Annotated in this window: 17 protein-coding genes; 3 read left to right on the top strand and 14 right to left on the bottom strand. The window is 68.0% G+C overall.

From position 1 onward, the window contains the following. Window positions 1–18: 18 nt before the first annotated feature. The 6 genes from EJ105_RS21430 to paaN form a co-directional block, all read right to left on the bottom strand. A complete protein-coding gene (locus EJ105_RS21430; RefSeq protein WP_250167962.1) occupies window positions 19–2,286 on the bottom strand; it encodes a TonB-dependent receptor in 2,268 nt (755 codons plus the stop codon). Between the two features lie 214 nt (window positions 2,287–2,500). After that, window positions 2,501–2,920: a hypothetical protein gene (locus tag EJ105_RS21425; protein ID WP_250167927.1), complete on the bottom strand. Its 420-nt coding sequence runs from the start codon at window positions 2,918–2,920 to the stop codon at window positions 2,501–2,503. Window positions 2,921–3,093: 173 nt separating this feature from the next. Then, a complete protein-coding gene (gene paaZ, locus EJ105_RS21420; protein ID WP_250167926.1) occupies window positions 3,094–5,127 on the bottom strand; it encodes a phenylacetic acid degradation bifunctional protein PaaZ in 2,034 nt (677 codons plus the stop codon). Beyond that, complete coding sequence (locus EJ105_RS21415) at window positions 5,124–7,229, bottom strand: 3-hydroxyacyl-CoA dehydrogenase NAD-binding domain-containing protein (protein WP_250167925.1); 2,106 nt, start codon at window positions 7,227–7,229, stop codon at window positions 5,124–5,126. Before EJ105_RS21415 ends, paaZ begins: the two co-directional genes overlap by 4 nt. Before the next feature lie 3 nt (window positions 7,230–7,232). Continuing rightward, entirely contained in the window at window positions 7,233–8,438 is a 1,206-nt protein-coding gene (pcaF, locus tag EJ105_RS21410; protein ID WP_250167924.1) for a 3-oxoadipyl-CoA thiolase, read from the bottom strand. 21 nt (window positions 8,439–8,459) lie between these two features. After that, complete coding sequence (gene paaN / locus EJ105_RS21405) at window positions 8,460–10,109, bottom strand: phenylacetic acid degradation protein PaaN (protein WP_250167923.1); 1,650 nt, start codon at window positions 10,107–10,109, stop codon at window positions 8,460–8,462. Between the two features lie 136 nt (window positions 10,110–10,245). Between paaN and paaG the strand changes: the two genes are divergently transcribed. From paaG to paaK, 3 genes are all read left to right on the top strand, one after another. Beyond that, the gene (gene paaG / locus EJ105_RS21400) at window positions 10,246–11,034 is read left to right on the top strand and encodes a 2-(1,2-epoxy-1,2-dihydrophenyl)acetyl-CoA isomerase PaaG (RefSeq protein WP_029555470.1); all 789 of its coding nucleotides are present in this window, start codon (window positions 10,246–10,248) and stop codon (window positions 11,032–11,034) included. A 65-nt stretch (window positions 11,035–11,099) separates the two neighbouring features. Further along, window positions 11,100–11,522: a hydroxyphenylacetyl-CoA thioesterase PaaI gene (paaI, locus tag EJ105_RS21395; protein WP_250167961.1), complete on the top strand. Its 423-nt coding sequence runs from the start codon at window positions 11,100–11,102 to the stop codon at window positions 11,520–11,522. A 35-nt stretch (window positions 11,523–11,557) separates the two neighbouring features. Next, entirely contained in the window at window positions 11,558–12,889 is a 1,332-nt protein-coding gene (gene paaK / locus EJ105_RS21390) for a phenylacetate--CoA ligase PaaK (RefSeq protein ID WP_250167922.1), read from the top strand. 81 nt (window positions 12,890–12,970) lie between these two features. Here paaK and EJ105_RS21385 read toward each other — a convergent pair whose 3' ends face one another. From EJ105_RS21385 to EJ105_RS21350, 8 genes are all read right to left on the bottom strand, one after another. Then, the gene (locus EJ105_RS21385) at window positions 12,971–13,726 is read right to left on the bottom strand and encodes a Phenylacetic acid catabolic protein (protein ID WP_250167921.1); all 756 of its coding nucleotides are present in this window, start codon (window positions 13,724–13,726) and stop codon (window positions 12,971–12,973) included. 11 nt (window positions 13,727–13,737) lie between these two features. Then, complete coding sequence (paaE, locus tag EJ105_RS21380) at window positions 13,738–14,814, bottom strand: 1,2-phenylacetyl-CoA epoxidase subunit PaaE (RefSeq protein WP_250167920.1); 1,077 nt, start codon at window positions 14,812–14,814, stop codon at window positions 13,738–13,740. Window positions 14,815–14,840: 26 nt separating this feature from the next. Then, window positions 14,841–15,365: a 1,2-phenylacetyl-CoA epoxidase subunit PaaD gene (gene paaD, locus EJ105_RS21375; protein ID WP_250167919.1), complete on the bottom strand. Its 525-nt coding sequence runs from the start codon at window positions 15,363–15,365 to the stop codon at window positions 14,841–14,843. A gap of 9 nt (window positions 15,366–15,374) precedes the next feature. Continuing rightward, on the bottom strand, window positions 15,375–16,151 hold the full coding sequence (gene paaC / locus EJ105_RS21370; protein WP_250167918.1) for a 1,2-phenylacetyl-CoA epoxidase subunit PaaC: 777 nt from the start codon (window positions 16,149–16,151) through the stop codon (window positions 15,375–15,377). After that, entirely contained in the window at window positions 16,151–16,435 is a 285-nt protein-coding gene (paaB, locus tag EJ105_RS21365) for a 1,2-phenylacetyl-CoA epoxidase subunit PaaB (protein ID WP_024280576.1), read from the bottom strand. Before paaB ends, paaC begins: the two co-directional genes overlap by 1 nt. 93 nt (window positions 16,436–16,528) lie before the next feature. Beyond that, window positions 16,529–17,527 carry a 1,2-phenylacetyl-CoA epoxidase subunit PaaA gene (paaA, locus tag EJ105_RS21360; protein WP_024280577.1) on the bottom strand — a complete coding sequence of 333 codons (999 nt, stop codon included), beginning with the start codon at window positions 17,525–17,527 and terminating at the stop codon, window positions 16,529–16,531. 222 nt (window positions 17,528–17,749) lie between these two features. Then, window positions 17,750–18,616: a phenylacetic acid degradation operon negative regulatory protein PaaX gene (gene paaX, locus EJ105_RS21355; RefSeq protein ID WP_029555480.1), complete on the bottom strand. Its 867-nt coding sequence runs from the start codon at window positions 18,614–18,616 to the stop codon at window positions 17,750–17,752. Between the two features lie 32 nt (window positions 18,617–18,648). Further along, window positions 18,649–19,386, bottom strand: coding sequence for a TetR/AcrR family transcriptional regulator (locus tag EJ105_RS21350; protein ID WP_250167917.1), 738 nt, complete (start codon window positions 19,384–19,386; stop codon window positions 18,649–18,651). Between the last annotated feature and the right edge of the window lie 101 nt (window positions 19,387–19,487).

Here is a 19,487-nt window from a genome sequence, read left to right as displayed (position 1 = left end):
GCTGGACGTGCGTACCCCTCAGAACTGGTACGTCACCCGCGTGTTGAACGAGCGGCCCATGCCGGCCACGGGGAAGCCCCATGCCGCCGACGTGCCCATCATCGACGACACCTGGTAGTTCACGAGGTTCGCGCCACCGAGGGGCAGGTTGTAGTTAGTCCCCAGAATGTTCTCGACACCAAAGTCGAAGCGGAACTGCTGCAGCTGATAGCTGGTGCGGAAGTTGAGCAGGGCGTAGGCCGAGGTCTCAAGTTCATTGCGCACCTGGCTCACCAGCACCTTGGCCGCGACCATCTGCAATTCGAGGCTGTTGGTCCAGTTGCCGAGCGTGTGGTCCACCGCGATGACGCCGTTGAGCGGCATCATGTGGTAGAGGTTCACGCCGTCGGTGCGCTGGCCCTGCACGAAGTTGAGGTTGCCGCGGAACACGCCCTGCCCCCAGGCGAGGTCGTTCCACAGCTCCATCTTGCCGTCGATGTTCACGCCATAGAGCCACGCATCGTGGTTGGCGAACTGCAGGAAGACGAAGTCGTTGGTCACGTAGGGATTGTTGGGCTTCGACGCGAGGCAGCCCGCCAGCAGGCAGCGATCGGCGTCAATGTAGTTCACCACATAGCTGTAATAGGGCGAGACGCGCAGCTCCCACGCATTGCGCACCGGATCGTGCCAGCTGGCGGTGAAGCTTGCCGTGTGGGCCGCCTCCGGCTCCAGATTCAGGTTGCCCACGTAGCCGTTGCCGTCGCCGAACCACCCGATCATGTCCATGGCCATGGGGTTGGTGGACCAGGCATAGCGCTCGTAGAAATTCGGCGAGCGGGTCTTCCGGGCGAGGCCGAACTCGTAGGTGCTGGCGGCGTTGGCGTCGTAACGCAGGATGGCCGAGGCATCGACGTTGAAGTCGGTGCGGGCGTGGCTCTGCGCGTTGAAGATCGCGGCGTCGAGGCCGTACATCATGTCGTTGTAGCCATGCACGTCGCCGGTGTTCATCCACACCACGTCGTTGCGCACACCCAGCACGGCGGTCCAGCGGTCGTCGATGCGCCGCTCCCACTCGCCATAGATGCCGGCGCGCAGCTTCTGGCCGTTGTTGATGCTCTGGAAGGTGTCCGGTCCCATCATCATGGAGCCGGCGACGGGCGGCCACCAGTCGTCGAGGTTGTTGTAGTAGAGTTCATTGCCGATCCGCAGCGTATCGCGCGCGGAGAGCGCCACCGTGCCCTTCAGCGAATAGCCGATGTCGGTCGCCTTCGTATCCATGGGCATGTCGCCGGTCTTGTCCGGCGCGATGAAGCCCATGGTGTGGCGGATCTGGTTGGCAAAGACGTTGCCTTCCAGCTGGCCCCAGTCGAACTCGCCGAGATAGCGGCCGAAGGCGTTGATACTCTTGTTCTCGACGAGGTCCATATACTGGTTCGGATAGCCCTCGTAAGGAATGAACTGTCCGCCGATACCCACCGTGAAGAGCTGGTCGGCGATCTTCTTCGAGATGGTCAGCGCGTGGTTCTGCGTCTCATACATGGTGGACTTGATGGTGGTGCCATCGCCCGCCACATAGTCGCTCGCCTTGGCCCAGCCGCCGGTATAGGTCACGCTGGTATCGGCATTGGAGACGGTGGCCGTGGCGTCCACGCCATAGCTGTTGTTGTTGCTCCGATAATAGCCGGAGACGCTGCCCGAGACGGTGAGCTGCTCGCCCTCGGTGAACTTAGGGGGCGCCACCGTCACGTTCACCCGCGCGCCCGTATAGTCGCCGCCGACGCTCACCGGCGCGGTGGCCGTATAGACCTTCACGTTGGCGATCATCGCCGGATTGACGAAGGAAAAGGGCGGATTCATCTGGTTCGGGCAGGCGATACCGAACAGCATCCCGTTGACCGCGACCTGGACCCGGTCCGCCCCCATGCCGTTCACCGCCGGAAGGCTGGAAACCCCGCCCGCGCCCCACGCCGCGCCGCCGGGGATGCGGCTGAGGAGCGAGCCCGAATCGCTGGTCCACAGCGTCGCGGCCTGAGCCTCGCTGCCGGAAATCATGGCGATGTCCGCCGGAGAGAAGTTGCCCGAATCCGTAGCCGGTGCACCGGAGGCCGTCGCCACCGGCGTGGTGGCCCGCACGGTCACGGGGGGCAGTTCGGTGGCCGGCTGCGGGCTGGTCTGCGCCATGGCGGGCGCGATGAACGCCGGCATCAGGACAAGCGCGAGCGCGGACGGCGCAAAGAGGGCGGTGCTGCGCGCGAAGGTGCCGCGCAGCCGGGACAGGGTCCCGGCGGAGAGAATGGGGGATGGCATTTGCGTGTCCTCGCGCTCGAAGGCCGGCGGGATGAGGCGCGGCAGAGCGGAATTGTTCTTGGTGCGGTAGACCTTGGCCGCGCCGACGCGCACCCGGCCGCTTGCCTTGCAAGCTGACGGGTCGAAGCATCCCCTGTCGTGAAACGGGAGAACGCATGGGCCGTGGGACAGCGCGCCCGGCCCCGCATCGCGTCAGCGGCGAGACCGGACGACTTCAGGCCGCCGCGGGAGGTGCACGCGCCCGGAAGGCGCTCAGGACATGGGTGTGAAGCGGCGCGGAGGGCGCACCGAAATCGAGCCGGAGCGCACCGGTGAGATGCGCGACGTCCGGCACCGGCGGTGGTGGCGGCAGAGCGGGCAGATCGGCCCGCGCGAGACAGGCCTGGCACTGGCGATGCTGCGCCGGGGCGCCGTCATGCCCGCCATCCGAATCTGTCGTGCCGGCGGAAACCGCACTCAGGCACAGGTCCGGATCCATCCCGATGGGCACGGATCCGAGCGCGAAGCCCGAAAGGACCACCTGAAGAAGGAGGACGTAGGCGAGAGCCCAGCCGGCAACACGCGCCGCGACCCGGCCCGCGGCCCTTCCGGCCGCGTGTCGCGCGAATGCGTTGATGCCCCTGCGTCCAGCCATGTGCCGCTCCCGCCACAGGAGTACCATTCCTCACGGGAATGTGTAACGGCGGAATGGGCGGCCGAGCCGATGGAAGGCCGCCAAGACGCATGGTCCGTTAACACTGTTGCAAACTTGCCGCAGATTTCGCTTGTCGGGAGCGCCGAGGCGCCCCCTGTCGAGGCTGCCCCTGCTCAGATGCGGCTGCTCATAGTCAGCAGCTCGTAGCGGGCCACGGTGTCGCCGTCCTGGTTGAACACCTCCGCATCCCAGCGCACCTCGCCGTATTCCGGCTTGCGGGCGGGCTGCTTGTTCTTGACTGTCAGCCGCACGCGGATGGCGTCCCCCGGCGACACGGGCTTCAGGAAGCGCAGCGAATCCAGCCCGTAATTGGCGAGCAGCGGCCCCGGCGCGGGATCGACGAACAGGCCCGCCGCGAACGACAGGATGAGGTAGCCGTGCGCCACGCGGCCGGGGAAGAAGGGGTTCGCCTTCGCTGCTTCCTCGTCCATGTGCGCGTAGAAGGTGTCGCCGGTGAAATGGGCGAAGTGCTCGATGTCCTCCAGCGTGATGGTGCGAGACGCCGTCTCCACCGTGTCGCCCACGCTGAGCGCATCGAACTTGCGCTTGAAGGGATGCTCCGGCGTGACCGGCGCGGGCGCGCCGGAAAGCCAGGTGCGCGTCAGGGCCGAGAGGCGGGCGGGCGACCCCTCGATGGCGGTGCGCTGCATGTAGTGGAACACGCCGCGCAGGCCACCCATCTCCTCGCCGCCGCCGGCCCGTCCGGGGCCGCCATGGACGAGACCGGGGAGTGGCGAGCCGTGGCCGGTCGATTCCTTCGCGCAATCGCGGTCGATCAGCACGACGCGGCCGTGATGGGCAGCGATGCCGAACACCAGTTCCTCCGCCACCGCCGGATCGTAGGTATAGACCGAGGCGACGAGGCTGCCCTCGCCCTTGGCCACCAGCGCCAGCGCATCGGAGATGGCTTCATAACCCATCACCGTCGCCACCGGCCCGAAGGCTTCCACCGCGTGCGGAGCCTTGGCCGTGAGCGGTTCGGGGCAGCGCAGCAGCACCGGGGCAATGAAGGCGCCGGTGGCCGCATCCGCACCCACGGGCTCGACCTTGTCCGGATCGCCGAACACGATCTCCGCCTCGACGGCGATCTCCCTCACCGCCTCCTGCGTGGCAATGCGCTGGGAACGGCTGGCAAGCGGACCCATGCGCACGTCGTCGCGGCGGGGATCGCCCACGGCGATGGCGGCGAGGCGGCCGGAGAGCGCAGCGATCACCGCGCCTTCCTGCGCCTTCGGCACGATGATGCGGCGGATGGCGGTGCACTTCTGGCCCGCCTTCACCGTCATCTCGCGCACCACCTCGGCGATGAAGAGGTCGAACTCGGGCGTGCCCTCCACCGCGTCCGGGCCGAGCACGGCGGCATTGAGCGAATCCCGCTCGGCGATGAAGCGCACCGCATTGCGTGAGACCGCCGGATGGTCGCGCAGCGCCTGCGAGGTCGCGGCCGAGCCGGTGAAGGAGAGCACATCCTGCCCGGTGAGATGATCGAGCAGGTCGCCCGCCGATCCGGCCACGAACTGTAACGCGCCAGCGGGCAGGATGTTCGCCTCGACGATGAGCTTCACCACGGCCTCGGCCACGTAGGCGGTGGCGGTGGCGGGCTTGGTGATGACGGGCATGCCCGCGAGGATGGCCGGGGCCAGCTTTTCCAGCATGCCCCAGCAGGGGAAGTTGAAGGCGTTCACGTGCACCGCGACGCCGTGGAGCGGGGTGAGCACATGGAGGCCGATGAAGGTGCCGTTCTTGGACAGGGCCTCCGGCGTGCCTTCCACCACGAAGCGCTCGCCCGGCAGTTCGCGCCGCCCGCGGGAGGCGTAGGCGTAGAGCGTGCCGATGCCGCCGTCGATGTCGAAGAAATTATCCCTTTTGGTCGCGCCGGTGTCAGCGGCGAGCGCGTAGAGCGCGTCCTTGTGGGCGGTGAGATGGGCGCCGAGCGCCTTCAGCATGTCGGCACGCTGATGGAAGGTGAGGCGCCGCAGCGCCGGCCCACCCACCTCGCGCGCATGGCGCACCATGGCCGCGAAATCGAGCCCGCGTGTGGAGGCGCGCGCCACCACGCGCCCGTCGATGGCGCTCGGAATGTCCACCAGTCCCGCCTCGGGCGTGAACCAGCGGTCGAGGGCATAGCTGTCGAGGATATGGGTCACGTGTTCCCTCCCTTGGGAGCGCTGGCCTTTTGCCAGTCTGCGAATGTCTTCCCCTCCGCCACGAGCTCCGCGAGGAGCGGTGCGGGTTCGGAGCCGGCGCCGCCGGTGGCGTGGGCGGCTTTGATCTCGGTGAGGATGGTGGGAAGGCCGAGGGCGTCGGCGGCGTGCATGGGGCCGCCCTTCAGGCGCGGGAAGCCGTAGCCATTGACGAAGGCGAGGTCGATGTCGGACGGCCGCAGCGCGATCCCCTCGGCGAGTTCCTTCGCGCCTTCGTTGGCCATCACCGCGAGCAGCCGAAGCTGGATTTGCTCTTGGGTGAAGGCGCGGGGCTGGATGCCCTTGGCCGCGCGGGCGTCCGCGATGATCTGCGTGACGGCGGGGTCAGGCGTGCGGGTGCCATTTGCGTCGTAGGCGTACCAGCCGCCGTTGGTCTTGCGGCCCAGCCGGCCCATTTCCACCAGCGTATCGGCGATGGCGACGTAGCGCTCGTTGGGGTCCCGCGCCGCCGCCCGGCGCTTGCGCATGGCGTAGGCGATGTCGAGGCCGGACATGTCCGATACCGCGAAGATGCCCATGGCGAAGCCGAAGGCTTCCAGTGCCGCGTCCACCTGTTCAGGCGTGGCCCCGTCCTCCACCAGATATTCCGCATGGCGCCGGTACACCGCATAGATGCGGTTGCCGATGAAGCCGTCGCAATTGCCCGCCACCACCGGCTGCTTGCCCATGCGCTTCGCCAAAGCGAGGGCGGTCGCCAGCACGTCCGGCGCGGTGTGGGTGGCTTTGATCACCTCCAGCAGCTTCATGATGTTGGCGGGGGCGAAGAAGTGCAGGCCCACCACATCCTCAGGCCGGGAGGTGGCGGCAGCGATGGCGTCGAGATCGAGATAGGAGGTGTTGGTGGCGAGCACCGCGCCTTGCTTCGCTATGCTGTCGAGGCGTCGGAAGATGTCGGTCTTCACGCCCATGTCCTCGAAGGCGGCTTCGACGATGAGGTCGGCATCGGCCAGCGCCGCATAGTCGGACGCCGGGAGGAGGCGGGCGAGGCGCTCGGCCTTGCGGGCCTCATCTATTCGATTGCTCTTCACCTGCCTGCTGTAGAGGGCATCGATGCGCGCGACGCCGGCCTGCGCGGCCTCATCGTCCCGCTCCACGAGGATCACCGGATATCCGGCGTCCAGCAGCGCCACGGCGATGCCCGCACCCATGGTGCCGGCGCCGATGACGGCGGTGGAGGAGACCGAACGCGCCTTGGCCCCTTCCAGCCCCGGCACCTTCACCGCCTCGCGCTCGGCGAGGAAGAGGTGGCGCAGGGCTTTGGCTTCCGGGCTCTCGCGCAGGGCAAGAAAGGCGGCCCGCTCAAGGGCGAGGCCGGAGGCGAAGTCGGCGTCCTTCGACGCCGTGATGACGCGGATGGCTTCGGCGATGGCCGGCACACCCTTGGCGCCCTTGAGCGCCTTGGCCTCAGCTGCCGCCTCCCCGGCCGGATCACCCATGGGCACCGGCAGGGCCGACAGCCGGCGCTTGGCCACCGCCGGTGCGCGGGCGATGGCTTCGGCTAGGAGATCGCCCTCCACCACCGCATCGACGAGGCCCAGCGCCAGCGCCTCGCCGGCCTTCAGCACCCGGCCCTCGCAGACCAGGGCGATGGCCTGCGCCACCCCCATCAGCCGCACCAGCCGCTGGGTTCCCCCCGCACCGGGGATAATGCCGAGCCTTGTCTCGGTGAGCCCCACCAGCGCCTTGGCCGACCCGAGCCTGAGATCGCAGGCCAGCGCGATCTCGCAGCCGCCGCCCAGCGCCGCGCCATCCAGCGCGGCGACCACAGGCTTGGTGCAGGCATCGATCGCCCCCGCCACCTCGGGCAGGAAAGGCTCATCCGGCGGCAGTGCCATCTCCTTGAGGTCCGCCCCCGCGATGAACCGCCCCGGCCCGCCGCTCAGCACGAGCGCCGACACCGACGCATCGTCCTCCAGCCCCCGCACCGCATCCAGCAGCCCCTGCCGCACGCCACGCGACAGCGCGTTCACCGGCGCATGGTCGATGTGAACAACCGCGACGGTGCCATGGCGGGTGATCGTGATGGGGGAAACCTGCGCGTCCACCGCTCAGACCCGCTCGATGAGGGCGGCGATGCCCTGGCCGACGCCGATGCACATGGTGGCAACCGCGCGCTTGCCGCCACGGACTTCCAGCGCGCTCACCGCCGTCATGGCGAGGCGCGCGCCGGACATGCCGAGGGGATGACCCAGAGCGATGGCGCCGCCATGCGGGTTCACATGCGCCGCATCATCCGGCAGCCCAAGCTGGCGCAGCACCGCCAGCGCCTGCGAGGCGAAGGCTTCGTTCAGCTCGATGAGGTCGATGTCGGAGAGGGAGAGCCCGTTCTTCGCCAGCAGCTTCTGCGTGGCTGGGGCCGGCCCGATACCCATGATGCGCGGCGGCACACCGGCCTGCACCACGCTGACCACGCGGGCGCGGGGCGTGAGGCCATACTTTTTCGCCGCGGCTTCCGAGGCCAGGATGAGGGCACCGGCGCCGTCATTGACGCCGGAGGCATTGCCCGCCGTCACAGAGCCGCCCTCCTTGCGGAAGGGTGTCTTGAGCGCTGCGAGCTGCTCGAGCGTGGTGTCGCCGCGCGGGTGCTCGTCGCGATCCACCAGCACCGAGGACTTCCTGCCCTTCACCTCGATGGGAGCGATCTCGCGGGCGAAGAAGCCCGCCTCCTGCGCCGCTTTCGCCCGCTGCTGGGAGCGATACGCGAAGAGGTCCTGATCGGCGCGGGAGATGGCGAAATCGGCGGCGACGTTCTCGCCGGTCTCCGGCATGGAATCGACGCCGTACTGGGCCTTCATCAGCGGGTTGATGAAGCGCCAGCCGATGGTGGTGTCGTAGATCTCCGCCTGACGCGAGAAGGCCTCCGTGGCCTTGCCCTGCACGAAGGGCGCGCGGGTCATGCTCTCCACGCCGCCGGCGATGACGAGGTCCGCGTCGCCGGTCATGATGGCACGGGCGCCGATGCCCACCGCATCAAGGCCGGAGCCGCACAGGCGGTTGACGGTGGTGCCCGGCGCGCTCACCGGCAGGCCGGCGAGGAGCGCGGCCATGCGGGCCACGTCGCGATTGTCCTCGCCCGCCTGATTGGCACAGCCGAGGATCACGTCGTCCACCGCCTCCCAGTCCACGCCGGGATTGCGCGCCTTGAGCACACGGATGGGATGGGCGGCGAGGTCGTCCGCCCGCACGTCCTTGAGGGCGCCGGCATAGCGGCCGATGGGGGTGCGCGCGAAATCGCAGATGAAGGCGTCAGCCATGGTGATCTCCGGAGAATGGGCTCAGGCGGCGGCCGGGCGGCGCACGCACACGACGCGGAAGCGGCCCGCCACGAAGGCCGCATCGGTGAGGCAGGCATTGCCGGCGGGGTTGGCGCCGGAGACGTGGTAGTCGCTGAAGGCTGCGCTCTGGTTCACATAGATGCCGCCCGTGAGATTCACGGAGAGCGCCACGCCGGCGCGGGCATAGGCCGGCACCGCGCGGGCGATTTCGGTATCGTCGGTGGAATAGAGAGCAGCGGTGATGGCGCCCTTCTCGCGCGCGGCACGGGCGGCGCGGGCCACCCCATCCGCCGCATCGGCCACCGCGACGACGAAGGCGATGGGGCCGAACCGCTCTTCGAGATAGGCCGCCTCATCTGTGGCATCGACCGCCAGCAGCAGCGGCGTCGCTGTCCGCGCGCCCTCCACTTGCAAGGCCGCGCTGTCACGTACGATGCGGCCGAGGCTGCGGGCCTCCTCGATACGGGCGAGGGTCGCCGGATTCTGAATGGCGCCCAGTACTGCGGCCGCGCGGGCAGGCTCGGACAGGAGCGCATCGATGGCCGAGGCGATGCCGCCGGCCACCTCGTCGAAGCTCTTATGTCCCGCCTCGGTCTCGATGCCGCCCGCCGGCACGAAGATGACCTGCGGCGCCGTGCACATCTGGCCGCTGTAAAGCGAGAGCGAAAAGGCGATGTTCTGGCACATGGGGCCGAACGCGGCGGTGGAGGCGATGACGATGGTGTTGACCCCCGCCTCCTCAGTGAACACCAGCTTGTCCTTCACGTTCTCCCGCAGCCAGCCGCCGAACTGGGAGGAGCCGGTAAAGTCCACGATGCCGATGGCCGGGTCGGTCGCCAGTTCCTTGGCGATGGGCGCCTCTGAAGTGTCGGGGGCGAGCTGGATCATGTCCGGATCGAAGCCCTCCTCCGCCAACACTTCGCGAGCGATGCGCACGGTGAGGGCCAGCGGCAGGATGGCGGCGGGATGGGGCTTCACGATCACCGCGTTGCCGGTGACGAGATCGGCGAACAACGCGGGATAGCTGTTCCAGGTGGGGAAGGTGGCGCAGCCGATGACGAGGCCGATGCCGCGCGGCACCACGTGGAAATCCTTGTCGAGACGGATGGCGGAGCGGCCCATGGGCTTCTCCCACAGCACCGCGCCGGGCACACGGGACATCTCCTCATAGGCATAGGCGACCGCCTCCAGCCCGCGATCCTGCGCGTGCGGGCCGCCGGCCTGGAAAGCCATGGGCCCGGCCTGCCCGGTGGTGTGCTCCACCGTTTCCGCGATGAGGAAGCTCGCCGTGTTGAGGCGGACGAGGATTTCCAGCGCGATGCCCGTGCGCCGGGCGATGGAGGCGGCGGCCCATGCGGCGCCGGCGCCCTCCGCGCGAGCGATCAGGTCGTCCACGGCACGGGCGCGATAGGTGATGCCGAGTGCGGGTCCGAAGGGGGAGACCTCGGTGCCGATCAGGGGCGCGGCATCGCCCGCGGCAAGCTCGAACGGATGATCCTTGAGGGCCGCGAACGCCGCCTTGGCTTCGGCCGCGGCACCTTCGGGATAGGCCTTGGGATTTTCCGGGAAGGCCGCCCAGAAGCCCCGCCCGCGCGCTGCGGCAACGGCGGATTCGAGCAGCGCGGCGTGGGCCGCGAACAGGTCAGCCATGGTCCTCTCCCTATGCCGGGACGCTGTGCGATGATGTTGACAAGCCCATCCCTTGCGCTAATGATTAACCGATCGTCCGGTTAATTCAAGAGGCTCCGAAAGAGCCCTGAAGTGGGAGGACCAAGTGGAGGCGCATGTGAACGAAGCCGTGCTGACCGTCACGGACCATGGCGGCTGGACGGAGCTGACGCTCAATCGTCCCGACCGCCTCAATTCCTTCAACGAGGAGATGCACGGCGCGCTTGCGGCCGCACTGGACGACGCCGCCGATGAGAGCTGCCGCGCCGTGCTGCTGACCGGCGCCGGCCGCGGCTTCTGCGCCGGGCAGGATCTCTCCGCCCGCGCCAACGCGGAAGGTCCGCTGGACCTCGGCTCGACCATCGAGGCCTTCTACAACCCGCTCATCCGCCGCATCCGAGGGCTCAACAAGCCCGTCATTTGTGCTGTGAACGGCGTGGCCGCCGGGGCCGGGGCCAACATCGCGCTTGCGTGCGATATCGTTCTGGCTGCGCGTTCCGCCAAGTTCATCCAGGCGTTCTCGAAGATCGGCCTCGTGCCCGATTCGGGCGGCACCTATTTCCTGCCGCGTCTCATCGGCGACGCGCGGGCGCGGGCGCTGATGCTGCTGGCCGAACCGCTCGCGGCCGAGACCGCGGCCGAGTGGGGCCTCATCTGGAAGGTGATCGACGACGCCGCGCTCATGGACGAGGCCCGCGCGCTCACCGCTCGCCTCGCCACCCAGCCGACGCAGGGCCTCGCCCTCACCAAGGCGGCGCTCAATGCCTCCGGCGGCAACAGCCTCAACGACCAGCTCGATCTCGAGCGCGATCTGCAGCGCGAGGCCGGCCGCACGCCGGATTATCGCGAGGGCGTGAAGGCCTTCATGGAGAAGCGCACCCCGAACTTCACGGGACGCCGCTCGTGACCGCCGCCGCAGAAACCGTGGCGTCGCTCTCTCCGGAGGAGATCGCCCGCCGCTCCGCCGATGCCATGTGGGCGACCGACCATGCGAGCCAGGGGCTCGGCATGGAGATCGTCAGCATCGGCCCGGGCACCGCGACCCTCGCCATGACGCTCACCGAGCGCATGTGCAACGGCTTCGGCATGGGCCATGGCGGCTTCATCTTCGCTTTGGCCGACAGCGCCTTTGCCTTCGCCTGCAATACCTATGACGAGCGCACTGTCGCCCAGCACTGCTCGGTGACGTATCTGCGCCCCGGCACCCGCGGCAAACGCCTCGTGGCGCGGGCGCGCGAGGTGAGCCGCAGCGGGCGCTCCGGCATTTACGATGTCGAGGTTTCGCAGGACGATGTGGTGATCGCCCAGTTCCGCGGCCATTCCCGCACCATCGGCGGGCGCATCACGCAGACAGACGCCGGGGGCGCGGACGCCCTTGCCAGCAAGAAATCCTGATCTCGCAGAAGATCCATCTGGAGGAGATGATGAACATGGCTCTGCCGGCACTGTCCCCGGGCCGTTCCTTCGAGGGTGGCCTCGATCCCGCCGAGCGCGCCTCGCGCGACGAGATCATGTCGCTGCAGCGCGAGCGTCTCGCCTGGTCGCTGCGCCACGCCTACGAGAACGTGCCGTTCTACCGTCAGGCGTTCGACGCCGCCGGGGTGCACCCCTCCGACCTGCGCGACCTCTCGGACCTCGCCAAATTCCCCTTCACGGTGAAGACCGACCTGCGCGACAACTACCCCTTCGGCCTGTTCGCGGTGCCGAAGGAAAAGCTGATCCGCGTGCACGGCTCGTCCGGCACCACGGGCAAGCCCATCGTGGTGGGCTACACCAAGGCCGACATCGATATGTGGGCCGACGTGATGGCCCGCTCCATCCGCGCCGCGGGCGTGCGGCCGGGCATGATGGTGCATGTGGCCTACGGCTACGGCCTGTTCACCGGCGGCCTCGGCGCCCATTACGGCGTCGAGCGTCTGGGCTGCACCGTGGTGCCCATGTCCGGCGGCATGACCGAGCGCCAGGTGCAGCTCATCCACGACTTCAAGCCCGACGCCATCATGGTGACGCCGAGCTACATGCTCGCCCTCATGGACGGCTTCGCCAAGGCCGGGCTCGACCCGCGCGAGACCTCGCTCAAGTACGGCATCTTCGGCGCCGAGCCGTGGACCAATGCCATGCGCCAGGAGATCGAGCGCGACTTCAACCTCGACGCCACCGACATCTACGGCCTCTCCGAGGTCATCGGCCCCGGCGTCGCGCAGGAGTGCGTGGAGACCAAGGACGGCCTGCACATCTGGGAGGATCATTTCTACCCGGAGGTGATCGACCCGCTCACCGGCGAAGTGCTGCCGGACGGCGCGAAGGGCGAGCTGGTGTTCACCTCGCTGACCAAGGAAGCTTTCCCCATCATCCGCTACCGCACCCGCGACCTCACCCGCCTGCTGCCCGGCACGGCGCGGCCGGGGATGCGGCGCATGGAGAAGGTGACGGGCCGCTCGGACGACATGATCATCCTGCGCGGCGTCAACGTCTTCCCGACCCAGATCGAGGAAATCCTGCTGGCGGTGGAAGCCTGCTCCGGCCACTACCAGATCGAGCTGACCCGCGACGGCCGCATGGACGAGATGACCGTGCACGCCGAGATCCGCGAGGAGGTCTATGGCGAGGTGGACGTGGACGCCACCGGCAGGCGCATCCTGAAGCGCATCAAGGACACCATCGGCATCACCACGCGCATCTCCCTGCACGAGCCGGGCGGCATCGAGCGCACCGCCACCGGCAAGGCCAAGCGCATCGTGGACCGCCGGCCCAAGGAGTGAGCGGGACGGCCACACGCCCTCCCCTGCCCCAACAAAAAGGCCCGGCGCAATGCCGGGCCTTTTTCGTGTCTGTTGCCGATCTCAGTCGAGCCCGAGCGGCGCGAGGCGGTCGGTGACGAGGCGCTCCCACTCCGCCAACAACACCTCGTTGGGCGTGTGGCGCAGGCCGAGGCGGCGCAGCGTATCGTAGCGGGCGGAACCGGCCACGCCGAACGTCGCTGCAACCCGCGGCCGCCAATAGGCAAGGCTCGCCCGCGCGCCGACCCGCCCGACCTCGGTGGCGGCGATGCGTTCCAGCCCTTCGAGCCCCAGCTCCGCATGGCGCGCCTCGCGCGGGGCGATCTCGCGGAAGACCTCGGCGAGCGGCGCGTAGGACACCCGCGACAGCTCGGCGAGCTGCACGCCGGTGGCAAGACCCATGAGCACGTTCATCGCCACCGCGTCGGTCCATCCCGTGATGGGATAGTGGAAGACCGAGAGACGCATGTCGTTGCCGTGCCGCACGGCGCCGAGGTCGGCATCGCGCGCCACCCGCGCCGCCCAGTCGTGCTGCGCCTCGTAGCGGTCGGTATCGGTGCCGAAGGCGCCCATCAGGCCGAGCACGCGCTCGGCATGGTCCGCCTTTTCAAGCGTGATGCGGCTCGCCGCGATCCGCGCCTTGATACCGGGCGCGAAATTGATGGAGGCGGCAAAGCCGGCCGAGCCGGCGAGCTGGCTGTCCACAAAGGAGGACATGAGCCGCAGAAGCTCGCCGCGATAGCGCGGCGGCACGTTGTCAGGCGAAGAGAGCACGCCGCCCTGGGCGAGATAGTCGTCGATGGCGATCACGTCGGACATGTGTCTTCCCCTTACTCGTCGTAGGTGACGACGAGTTTTTCGGTGAGCGGGAAGCACTGGCAGGTGAGCACGTAGCCGGCGCGCACCTCGTAATCCTCCAGCGCATGGTTGACCGCTATTTCCACCTCACCCTCCACCACCTTGGCGCGGCAGGTGGAGCACACGCCCGCCTTGCAGGCGTAGGGCGCATCGAGATTGGCGGCGAGCGCGGCGTCGAGCAGGCTCTGGCCCTCGCGCGGCATGTGGAAGGTGCGGGTGGCACCATCCAGCGTCACGGTCGCGGTGGTGCCGGCGCCGTTGGCAGCGACGTTCGCCGAAACCGCCTTGGCCTTCGCCCGGCCGGGCTGGCCCGAGGCGAACAATTCGAACTTGATCTGCGCGTCGCTGAGACCGTGTGCGCGCAATGCGGCGGCAATGGCCAGCATCATGGGCTCGGGGCCGCAGATGAATGCGGTGTCCACCGACGTCGCGTCGATCCAGTGCTTGAAGAGACCTTCCATCTTCTCCGCATCGACACGGCCGGTGAACAGGTCGATCTCCTGCGCCTCGCTCTCCAGCACATGCAGCACAGAGAGGCGGCCCAGATAGATGTTCTTCAGGTCCTCCAGCTCCTCGCGGAACATGATGGAGCTGATCTGCCGGTTGGCATAGACAAGGGTGAAGCGGGACCTGGGCTCGCGCGCCAGCACCGTCTTGATGATGGACAGGAGCGGCGTGATGCCCGAGCCGCCGGCAAAGCCGAGATAGTGGCGGTCCAGCTCCGGAGCGATCGGCACGAAGAACTTGCCCATGGGGGGCATGGCTTCAAGGACGTCGCCGGGGGACAGGTTTTCATTGGCCCAGGTGGAGAAGGCACCGCCCTCCACCTTCTTGATGCCCACCTTCAGGCAGCCCTCATCCTTGCCGGCGCAGATGGAATAGCTGCGGCGCAGTTCCTCGCCATCGAAATCGCGGCGGAAGGTGAGATATTGGCCCTGCGTGAAGTCGAACGCCGCGGCGTCCTCCGAGCGGGGTTTGAGGGTGACGACGACGGCATCGCGCGTCTCGCGCCGCACGTCGACCACCTCCAGGGAATGAAACCGTGCCATGCGGCGCTCCTCGGGATTTTTAGTATTCAGATGCACTTGAAGTAGTCGAACGGCTCCAGGCACGAGAGGCAGCGATAGCTGGCCTTGCAGGCGGTGGAGCCGAACTGGCTCACCTTCTCAGTCTGCGCCGAGCCGCAGCGCGGGCAGGCCACCGTGAGGTTGGAGCCGGAGGCGAGCCGGCGCGCGAGCGCCAGTGAGCGGCCGTCGGCGGCGGTGTCGTCCACCGGCGGTGCGATGCCGTAGGCCCGCAGCTTCTCGCGGCCCTCAGCGCTCATCCAGTCGGTGGTCCAGGGCGGCGAGAGCCGACGCTCCAGCCGCACCTTGGCGACGCCGCGCGCGTTCAGTTCGCGCTCGATGTCGAGATTGATGATGCCCGTCGCCGGACAGCCGGAATAGGTGGGCGTGACGGTGACGACGAGGGTGTCGTCGTCCCACGCCACCTCGCGGACGATGCCGAGATCGACCAGCGAAAGCACCGGGATTTCCGGGTCCGGCACCTGCGACAGCCAGTGCCAGACCTCGTCAAGGGACGGCAGGGTGGCGGTCGCCATTCTCACCCCCTACCAGGTCGCGCCGGGATAGGCGCGCTGCAGGAACTGCATGTCGGCGAGGATGTAGCCGAGATGCTCGGTATGCACGCCGCGCCGGCCGCCCTTGTGGACATAGGCCGAGGTCGGTGCCTTCAGCGTCGCCTCGCGCAGCACCTCGGAGACGATGGCCTCCCACTCCGGCTTGAGGCTCGCCGGATCGGGCGCAATGCCCGCCTCCGCCACGGCGCGATCCGCGTCGTCGGCGATGAAGAGTTCGCCCACATAGGACCACATGTCGTCGAGCGCGCGCTGCATCCGCGCGTGGCTCTCGTCGGTGCCGTCGCCCAGGCGGATCACCAGGTCGCTGGAGCGCTCCAGGTGATAGGCCGCCTCCTTCACCGCCTTGGCGGCGATCTCGGCGACGCGCGGGTCCTCAGACTTGGTCAGCGCCGTCAGCATCACGTGGTGCCACGCATCGAACAGGAACTGCCGCATCAGCGTCTGGCCGAAATCGCCATTGGGGCGCTCCACCAGCAGGCAGTTGCGGAAGGCCGCCGCGTCACGCAGGAAGGCGAGCGCGTCCGCATTGCGGCCCTTGCCCTCCACCTCGCCGGCGAGGCCGAGCCAGAGCTGGGTCTGGCCGATGAGGTCCAGCGCCGTGTTGGCGAGGGCGATGTCCTCTTCCAGCACCGGCGCGTGGCCGCACCACTCGGATACGCGATGGCCGAGGATGAGGGTGTTGTCCCCCATCCGGGTGAGGAATTCGAACAGAGCGGCGCGATCGACCGCGATCTCGGCGGTGGCCATCACATGTGCCCCACTTCTTCGGGAATCTGGAAGAAGGTGGGGTGGCGGTAGACCTTGGAGTTGGACGGCTCGAACAGCGGCCCCTTGTCCGAGGGGCTGGAGGCGGTGATATCCACTGACTTCACCACCCAGATGGAGACGCCCTCGTTGCGGCGGGTATAAACGTCGCGGGCGTTCTTGATGGCGAGTTCCGCGTCGGGCGCGTGCAGGCTGCCCACATGGCGATGGTTGAGGCCGTGCTGGCCACGGATGAAGACTTCCCACAAGGGCCATTCGCTGGACATGGTTGTTCCTCCCGTTCCGGGCCGGACGGCCAAGCCGTCCGGAAGATGCGCTGTTGTTATGGTACGCCCTGACCGGCGATCACTTTGGCGCGGCTATTCCGCGGCCACACGGGCTGCGGCGCGACGCGCCTCGGCCTTCTCGGCATGGGCGAGGAGGCCATCGCGGAACCAGGCTCCGTCTTCCCAAGCCTTCACGCGGGCGCCGAGGCGCTCCTTGTTGCAGGGGCCGTTGCCGGCGATCACCTCGAAGAACTCGGACCAGTCCGGCTCGGAGAAGTCGTAGCCCTTCTTCTCCTCGTTCCACTTCAGGTTCGGATCGGGGATCTTGAGGCCGAGATATTCCGCCTGCGGCACCGTCTGATCGACGAACTTCTGGCGCAGTTCATCATTGGTGTTGATCTTGATCTTCCACGCCATGGACTGCGCGGAATGCACCGAATCCTTGTCGGAGGGACCGAACATCATGAGCGCGGGATACCAGAAGCGGTCGAGGGCATCCTGCGCCATGGCCTTCTGCTCGGCCGTGCCCTGCGCCATCTTCATCATGATGTCGTAGCCCTGCCGCTGGTGGAAGCTCTCCTCCTTGCAGATGCGGATCATCGCGCGGCTGTACGGGCCGTAGGAGGTCTTCTGCAGCTGCACCTGGTTCATGATGGCCGCGCCATCCACCAGCCAGCCCACCGCGCCGATGTCGGCCCAGTTGAGGGTGGGATAGTTGAAGATGGACGAATACTTCATGCTGCCGTCGTGCAGCTTGGCGAGCAGCTGATCGCGGCTGACGCCCAGCGTCTCGGCGGCGCAATAGAGGTAGAGGCCGTGGCCGGCCTCGTCCTGCACCTTGGCGAGCAGGATGGCCTTGCGCTCCAGCGTGGGCGCGCGGGTGATCCAGTTGCCTTCGGGCAGCTGGCCGACAATCTCGGAATGGGCGTGCTGGCCGACCTGGCGGATCAGCGTCTTGCGGTAGCCCTCCGGCATCCACTCCTTCGGCTCGATCTTCTCGCCGCGGTCGATGCGCTCCTGGAAGGCGCGCTCCTCCGGCGAAAGCTCGGCGGCGGACTTCATGCCCTCGGACTTCACGAGCTGTGCGTACATGCTGTGTCCTCCCCGTAAGACCTGTTGGATCGGCCGTCTCATGCGCGGCTTCGGGCGGCGGGTGAAGTAAGCGCTCCGGCCGCTGCCGCCGGTCCTCGCAAGCAGCATGCTGCCCACTGTCCGGCACCTTGCGAACGTTTATATATTACAGAAAAACGAGTTTCAAGTTATTTTTGTAACATTTAAAAGCCAGAGGCTCCAGCCGGACCATCTCCAGATCCTCTAAGCCTTGAATCTGCTCGTGATTTTAGGATGCCCCGGCAATGGCGCGCCGTCCTCGCCCACGGCATTTTCGTCCAGCCAGCGCTCGGACGCCTCCACCAGGCGGCCATAGATGTCGGCACACACGGCGCGGGCGGCAAGGCCCGGCCAGTCCTCCGGCAGGATGGCGGAGGGCAGGATGGGATCGCGCAGTACGATCCGGCGGTAGTCGTGGATGAGCAGCACGCGGGCGACCATCGCCTCGAGGTCGGTCAACGCGGCGCCGGCCTGAAGCTCCGCCGCCAGCGGCTCGAAGGTGGCGATGAAGCGCCGGTAGGCCTCCGCCGTCTGCTCCAGCGGCCACGCGCGGGCGGCGAGGGCACGCTGCTCCTCCGCGCTTCCGGACACATCGAGCCGAAGCGCGGAGGCCGCCTCTTCCGGCACGCCGGTGCCCGCCGGGGCCACGAACACGCCGGGCAGCGGCATGCCGAAACCTGCCGCCTCCAGGGCCGCCCGCGCCCCTTCGCGGGCGCCGGTCTCGATGAGCAGCATGTCGAAATGCCCGTGCCACTCGGGCGGTCGGTGGCGGTAAATATGTTCGGTGGCGCGGGCGAAGGTCTCGCGGCCCTTGTCGGCGAGGCGGTAGAAGCTGTTGCGACCTACCCGCGTCCGCGTCAGCCAGCCATCTGCCGCAAGACGCGACATGGCCGTGCGCACCACCCCATCCGCCACGTCCAGCCCGCGGAAGAAGGCGAGCAACGTGCCGAGCCACACCGAGCCGCCCCGTGGCACGATGGCGTCGCCATAGATGGTGACGATGATGGACCAGGTGCGCGAAGGCTCGGCGCGAACGTGGTCGAGGATGAGGTCGAGGGCGCGGCGCGACATGGCCGTTCCTTAAAGCGTTTTCGGCCGCGATCCTATTCCGCCGGTCGCCGCGCCTTCGCCGCGCGGGGCGCCTCGGCGGCGGGAGACGGAGCGCGGCGGCGCGGGGCGGAACGGGGCTGCGCGGGCTTGCCCTCCGGCGGCCGGGCATCGGCGGCTTTGGCCTCGGGCGCGAACATGCCCCGCACCGCCTCCTCCGCCCCTGTCTTGATGAGGCCGGTGACGAGGCGGGCATAGTCGGCGCGGGTCAGGCCCTTGCCGTCACGAAACCAGAGATACTGCCAGTTGAGCATGCCGAAGGCCGACATGGTGACGGGCTTTAGCATGGGGCCCCGCCCGACCGACGGCACCTCCTCGGCGATGGCGTCGGCGAGCAGCGTGACGAGCTTTCGCTCCAGCGCGCGCAGGGCCTCCTGCCGGTCGCTGTTCAGCAGCTTGAGATTGGCGATCTGCACCTGATGCTCGGCGTCGGCATCCTTGTAGGCATCGAGGAGCGAGGCCGACATGGCGTAGATGCGTCCGCCGTCCGGCGCCTCGGCGATCGCCTTCTCCGCGCCGGCGATCAGCTGCTCCAGATGCGAGGACAGGATGTCGAAGAGCACCGCCTCCTTGTCCGGATAGTAATGGTAGAGCAAGGCCTTGGAGGCACCGCAGGCGTCCGCGATCATGGTGATCGAGGTGCCGGAATAGCCGTATTGCGCAAACAGCTCCGCCGATTTGTGGAGGATGGCCTCCCGTTTGGCCTCGTAATCCTGTGCACGCGTGCGAGCCATCTTGCCTGTCCATCTCGACCGCCACCCGACACGGGCCTGCTGCGATCATCCGCCATCATCGGGAAGGAGGTTGGGATATCAAATATTGTCCGCCCGGTCGA

The sequence above is a fragment of the Xanthobacter aminoxidans genome, assembly GCF_023571765.1.
Classification (GTDB): Bacteria; Pseudomonadota; Alphaproteobacteria; order Rhizobiales; family Xanthobacteraceae; genus Xanthobacter; species Xanthobacter aminoxidans.
Note: the sequence above shows the minus strand (reverse complement) of the source record. Positions and strands in the feature narration are given on the sequence as shown.

Excerpts from the sequence above, each read along its gene's own strand:
- EJ105_RS21430 (WP_250167962.1), bottom strand. The coding sequence starts at position 2,286 with ATGCCATCCCCCATTCTCTCCGCCGGGACCCTGTCCCGGCTGCGCGGC.
- EJ105_RS21425 (WP_250167927.1), bottom strand. The coding sequence starts at position 2,920 with ATGGCTGGACGCAGGGGCATCAACGCATTCGCGCGACACGCGGCCGGA.
- pcaF (WP_250167924.1), bottom strand. The coding sequence starts at position 8,438 with ATGGCTGACGCCTTCATCTGCGATTTCGCGCGCACCCCCATCGGCCGC.
- paaN (WP_250167923.1), bottom strand. The coding sequence starts at position 10,109 with ATGGCTGACCTGTTCGCGGCCCACGCCGCGCTGCTCGAATCCGCCGTT.
- paaI (WP_250167961.1), top strand. The coding sequence starts at position 11,100 with ATGTGGGCGACCGACCATGCGAGCCAGGGGCTCGGCATGGAGATCGTC.
- paaK (WP_250167922.1), top strand. The coding sequence starts at position 11,558 with ATGGCTCTGCCGGCACTGTCCCCGGGCCGTTCCTTCGAGGGTGGCCTC.
- EJ105_RS21385 (WP_250167921.1), bottom strand. The coding sequence starts at position 13,726 with ATGTCCGACGTGATCGCCATCGACGACTATCTCGCCCAGGGCGGCGTG.
- paaE (WP_250167920.1), bottom strand. The coding sequence starts at position 14,814 with ATGGCACGGTTTCATTCCCTGGAGGTGGTCGACGTGCGGCGCGAGACG.
- paaD (WP_250167919.1), bottom strand. The coding sequence starts at position 15,365 with ATGGCGACCGCCACCCTGCCGTCCCTTGACGAGGTCTGGCACTGGCTG.
- paaC (WP_250167918.1), bottom strand. The coding sequence starts at position 16,151 with ATGGCCACCGCCGAGATCGCGGTCGATCGCGCCGCTCTGTTCGAATTC.
- paaB (WP_024280576.1), bottom strand. The coding sequence starts at position 16,435 with ATGTCCAGCGAATGGCCCTTGTGGGAAGTCTTCATCCGTGGCCAGCAC.
- paaA (WP_024280577.1), bottom strand. The coding sequence starts at position 17,527 with ATGTACGCACAGCTCGTGAAGTCCGAGGGCATGAAGTCCGCCGCCGAG.
- paaX (WP_029555480.1), bottom strand. The coding sequence starts at position 18,616 with ATGTCGCGCCGCGCCCTCGACCTCATCCTCGACCACGTTCGCGCCGAG.
- EJ105_RS21350 (WP_250167917.1), bottom strand. The coding sequence starts at position 19,386 with ATGGCTCGCACGCGTGCACAGGATTACGAGGCCAAACGGGAGGCCATC.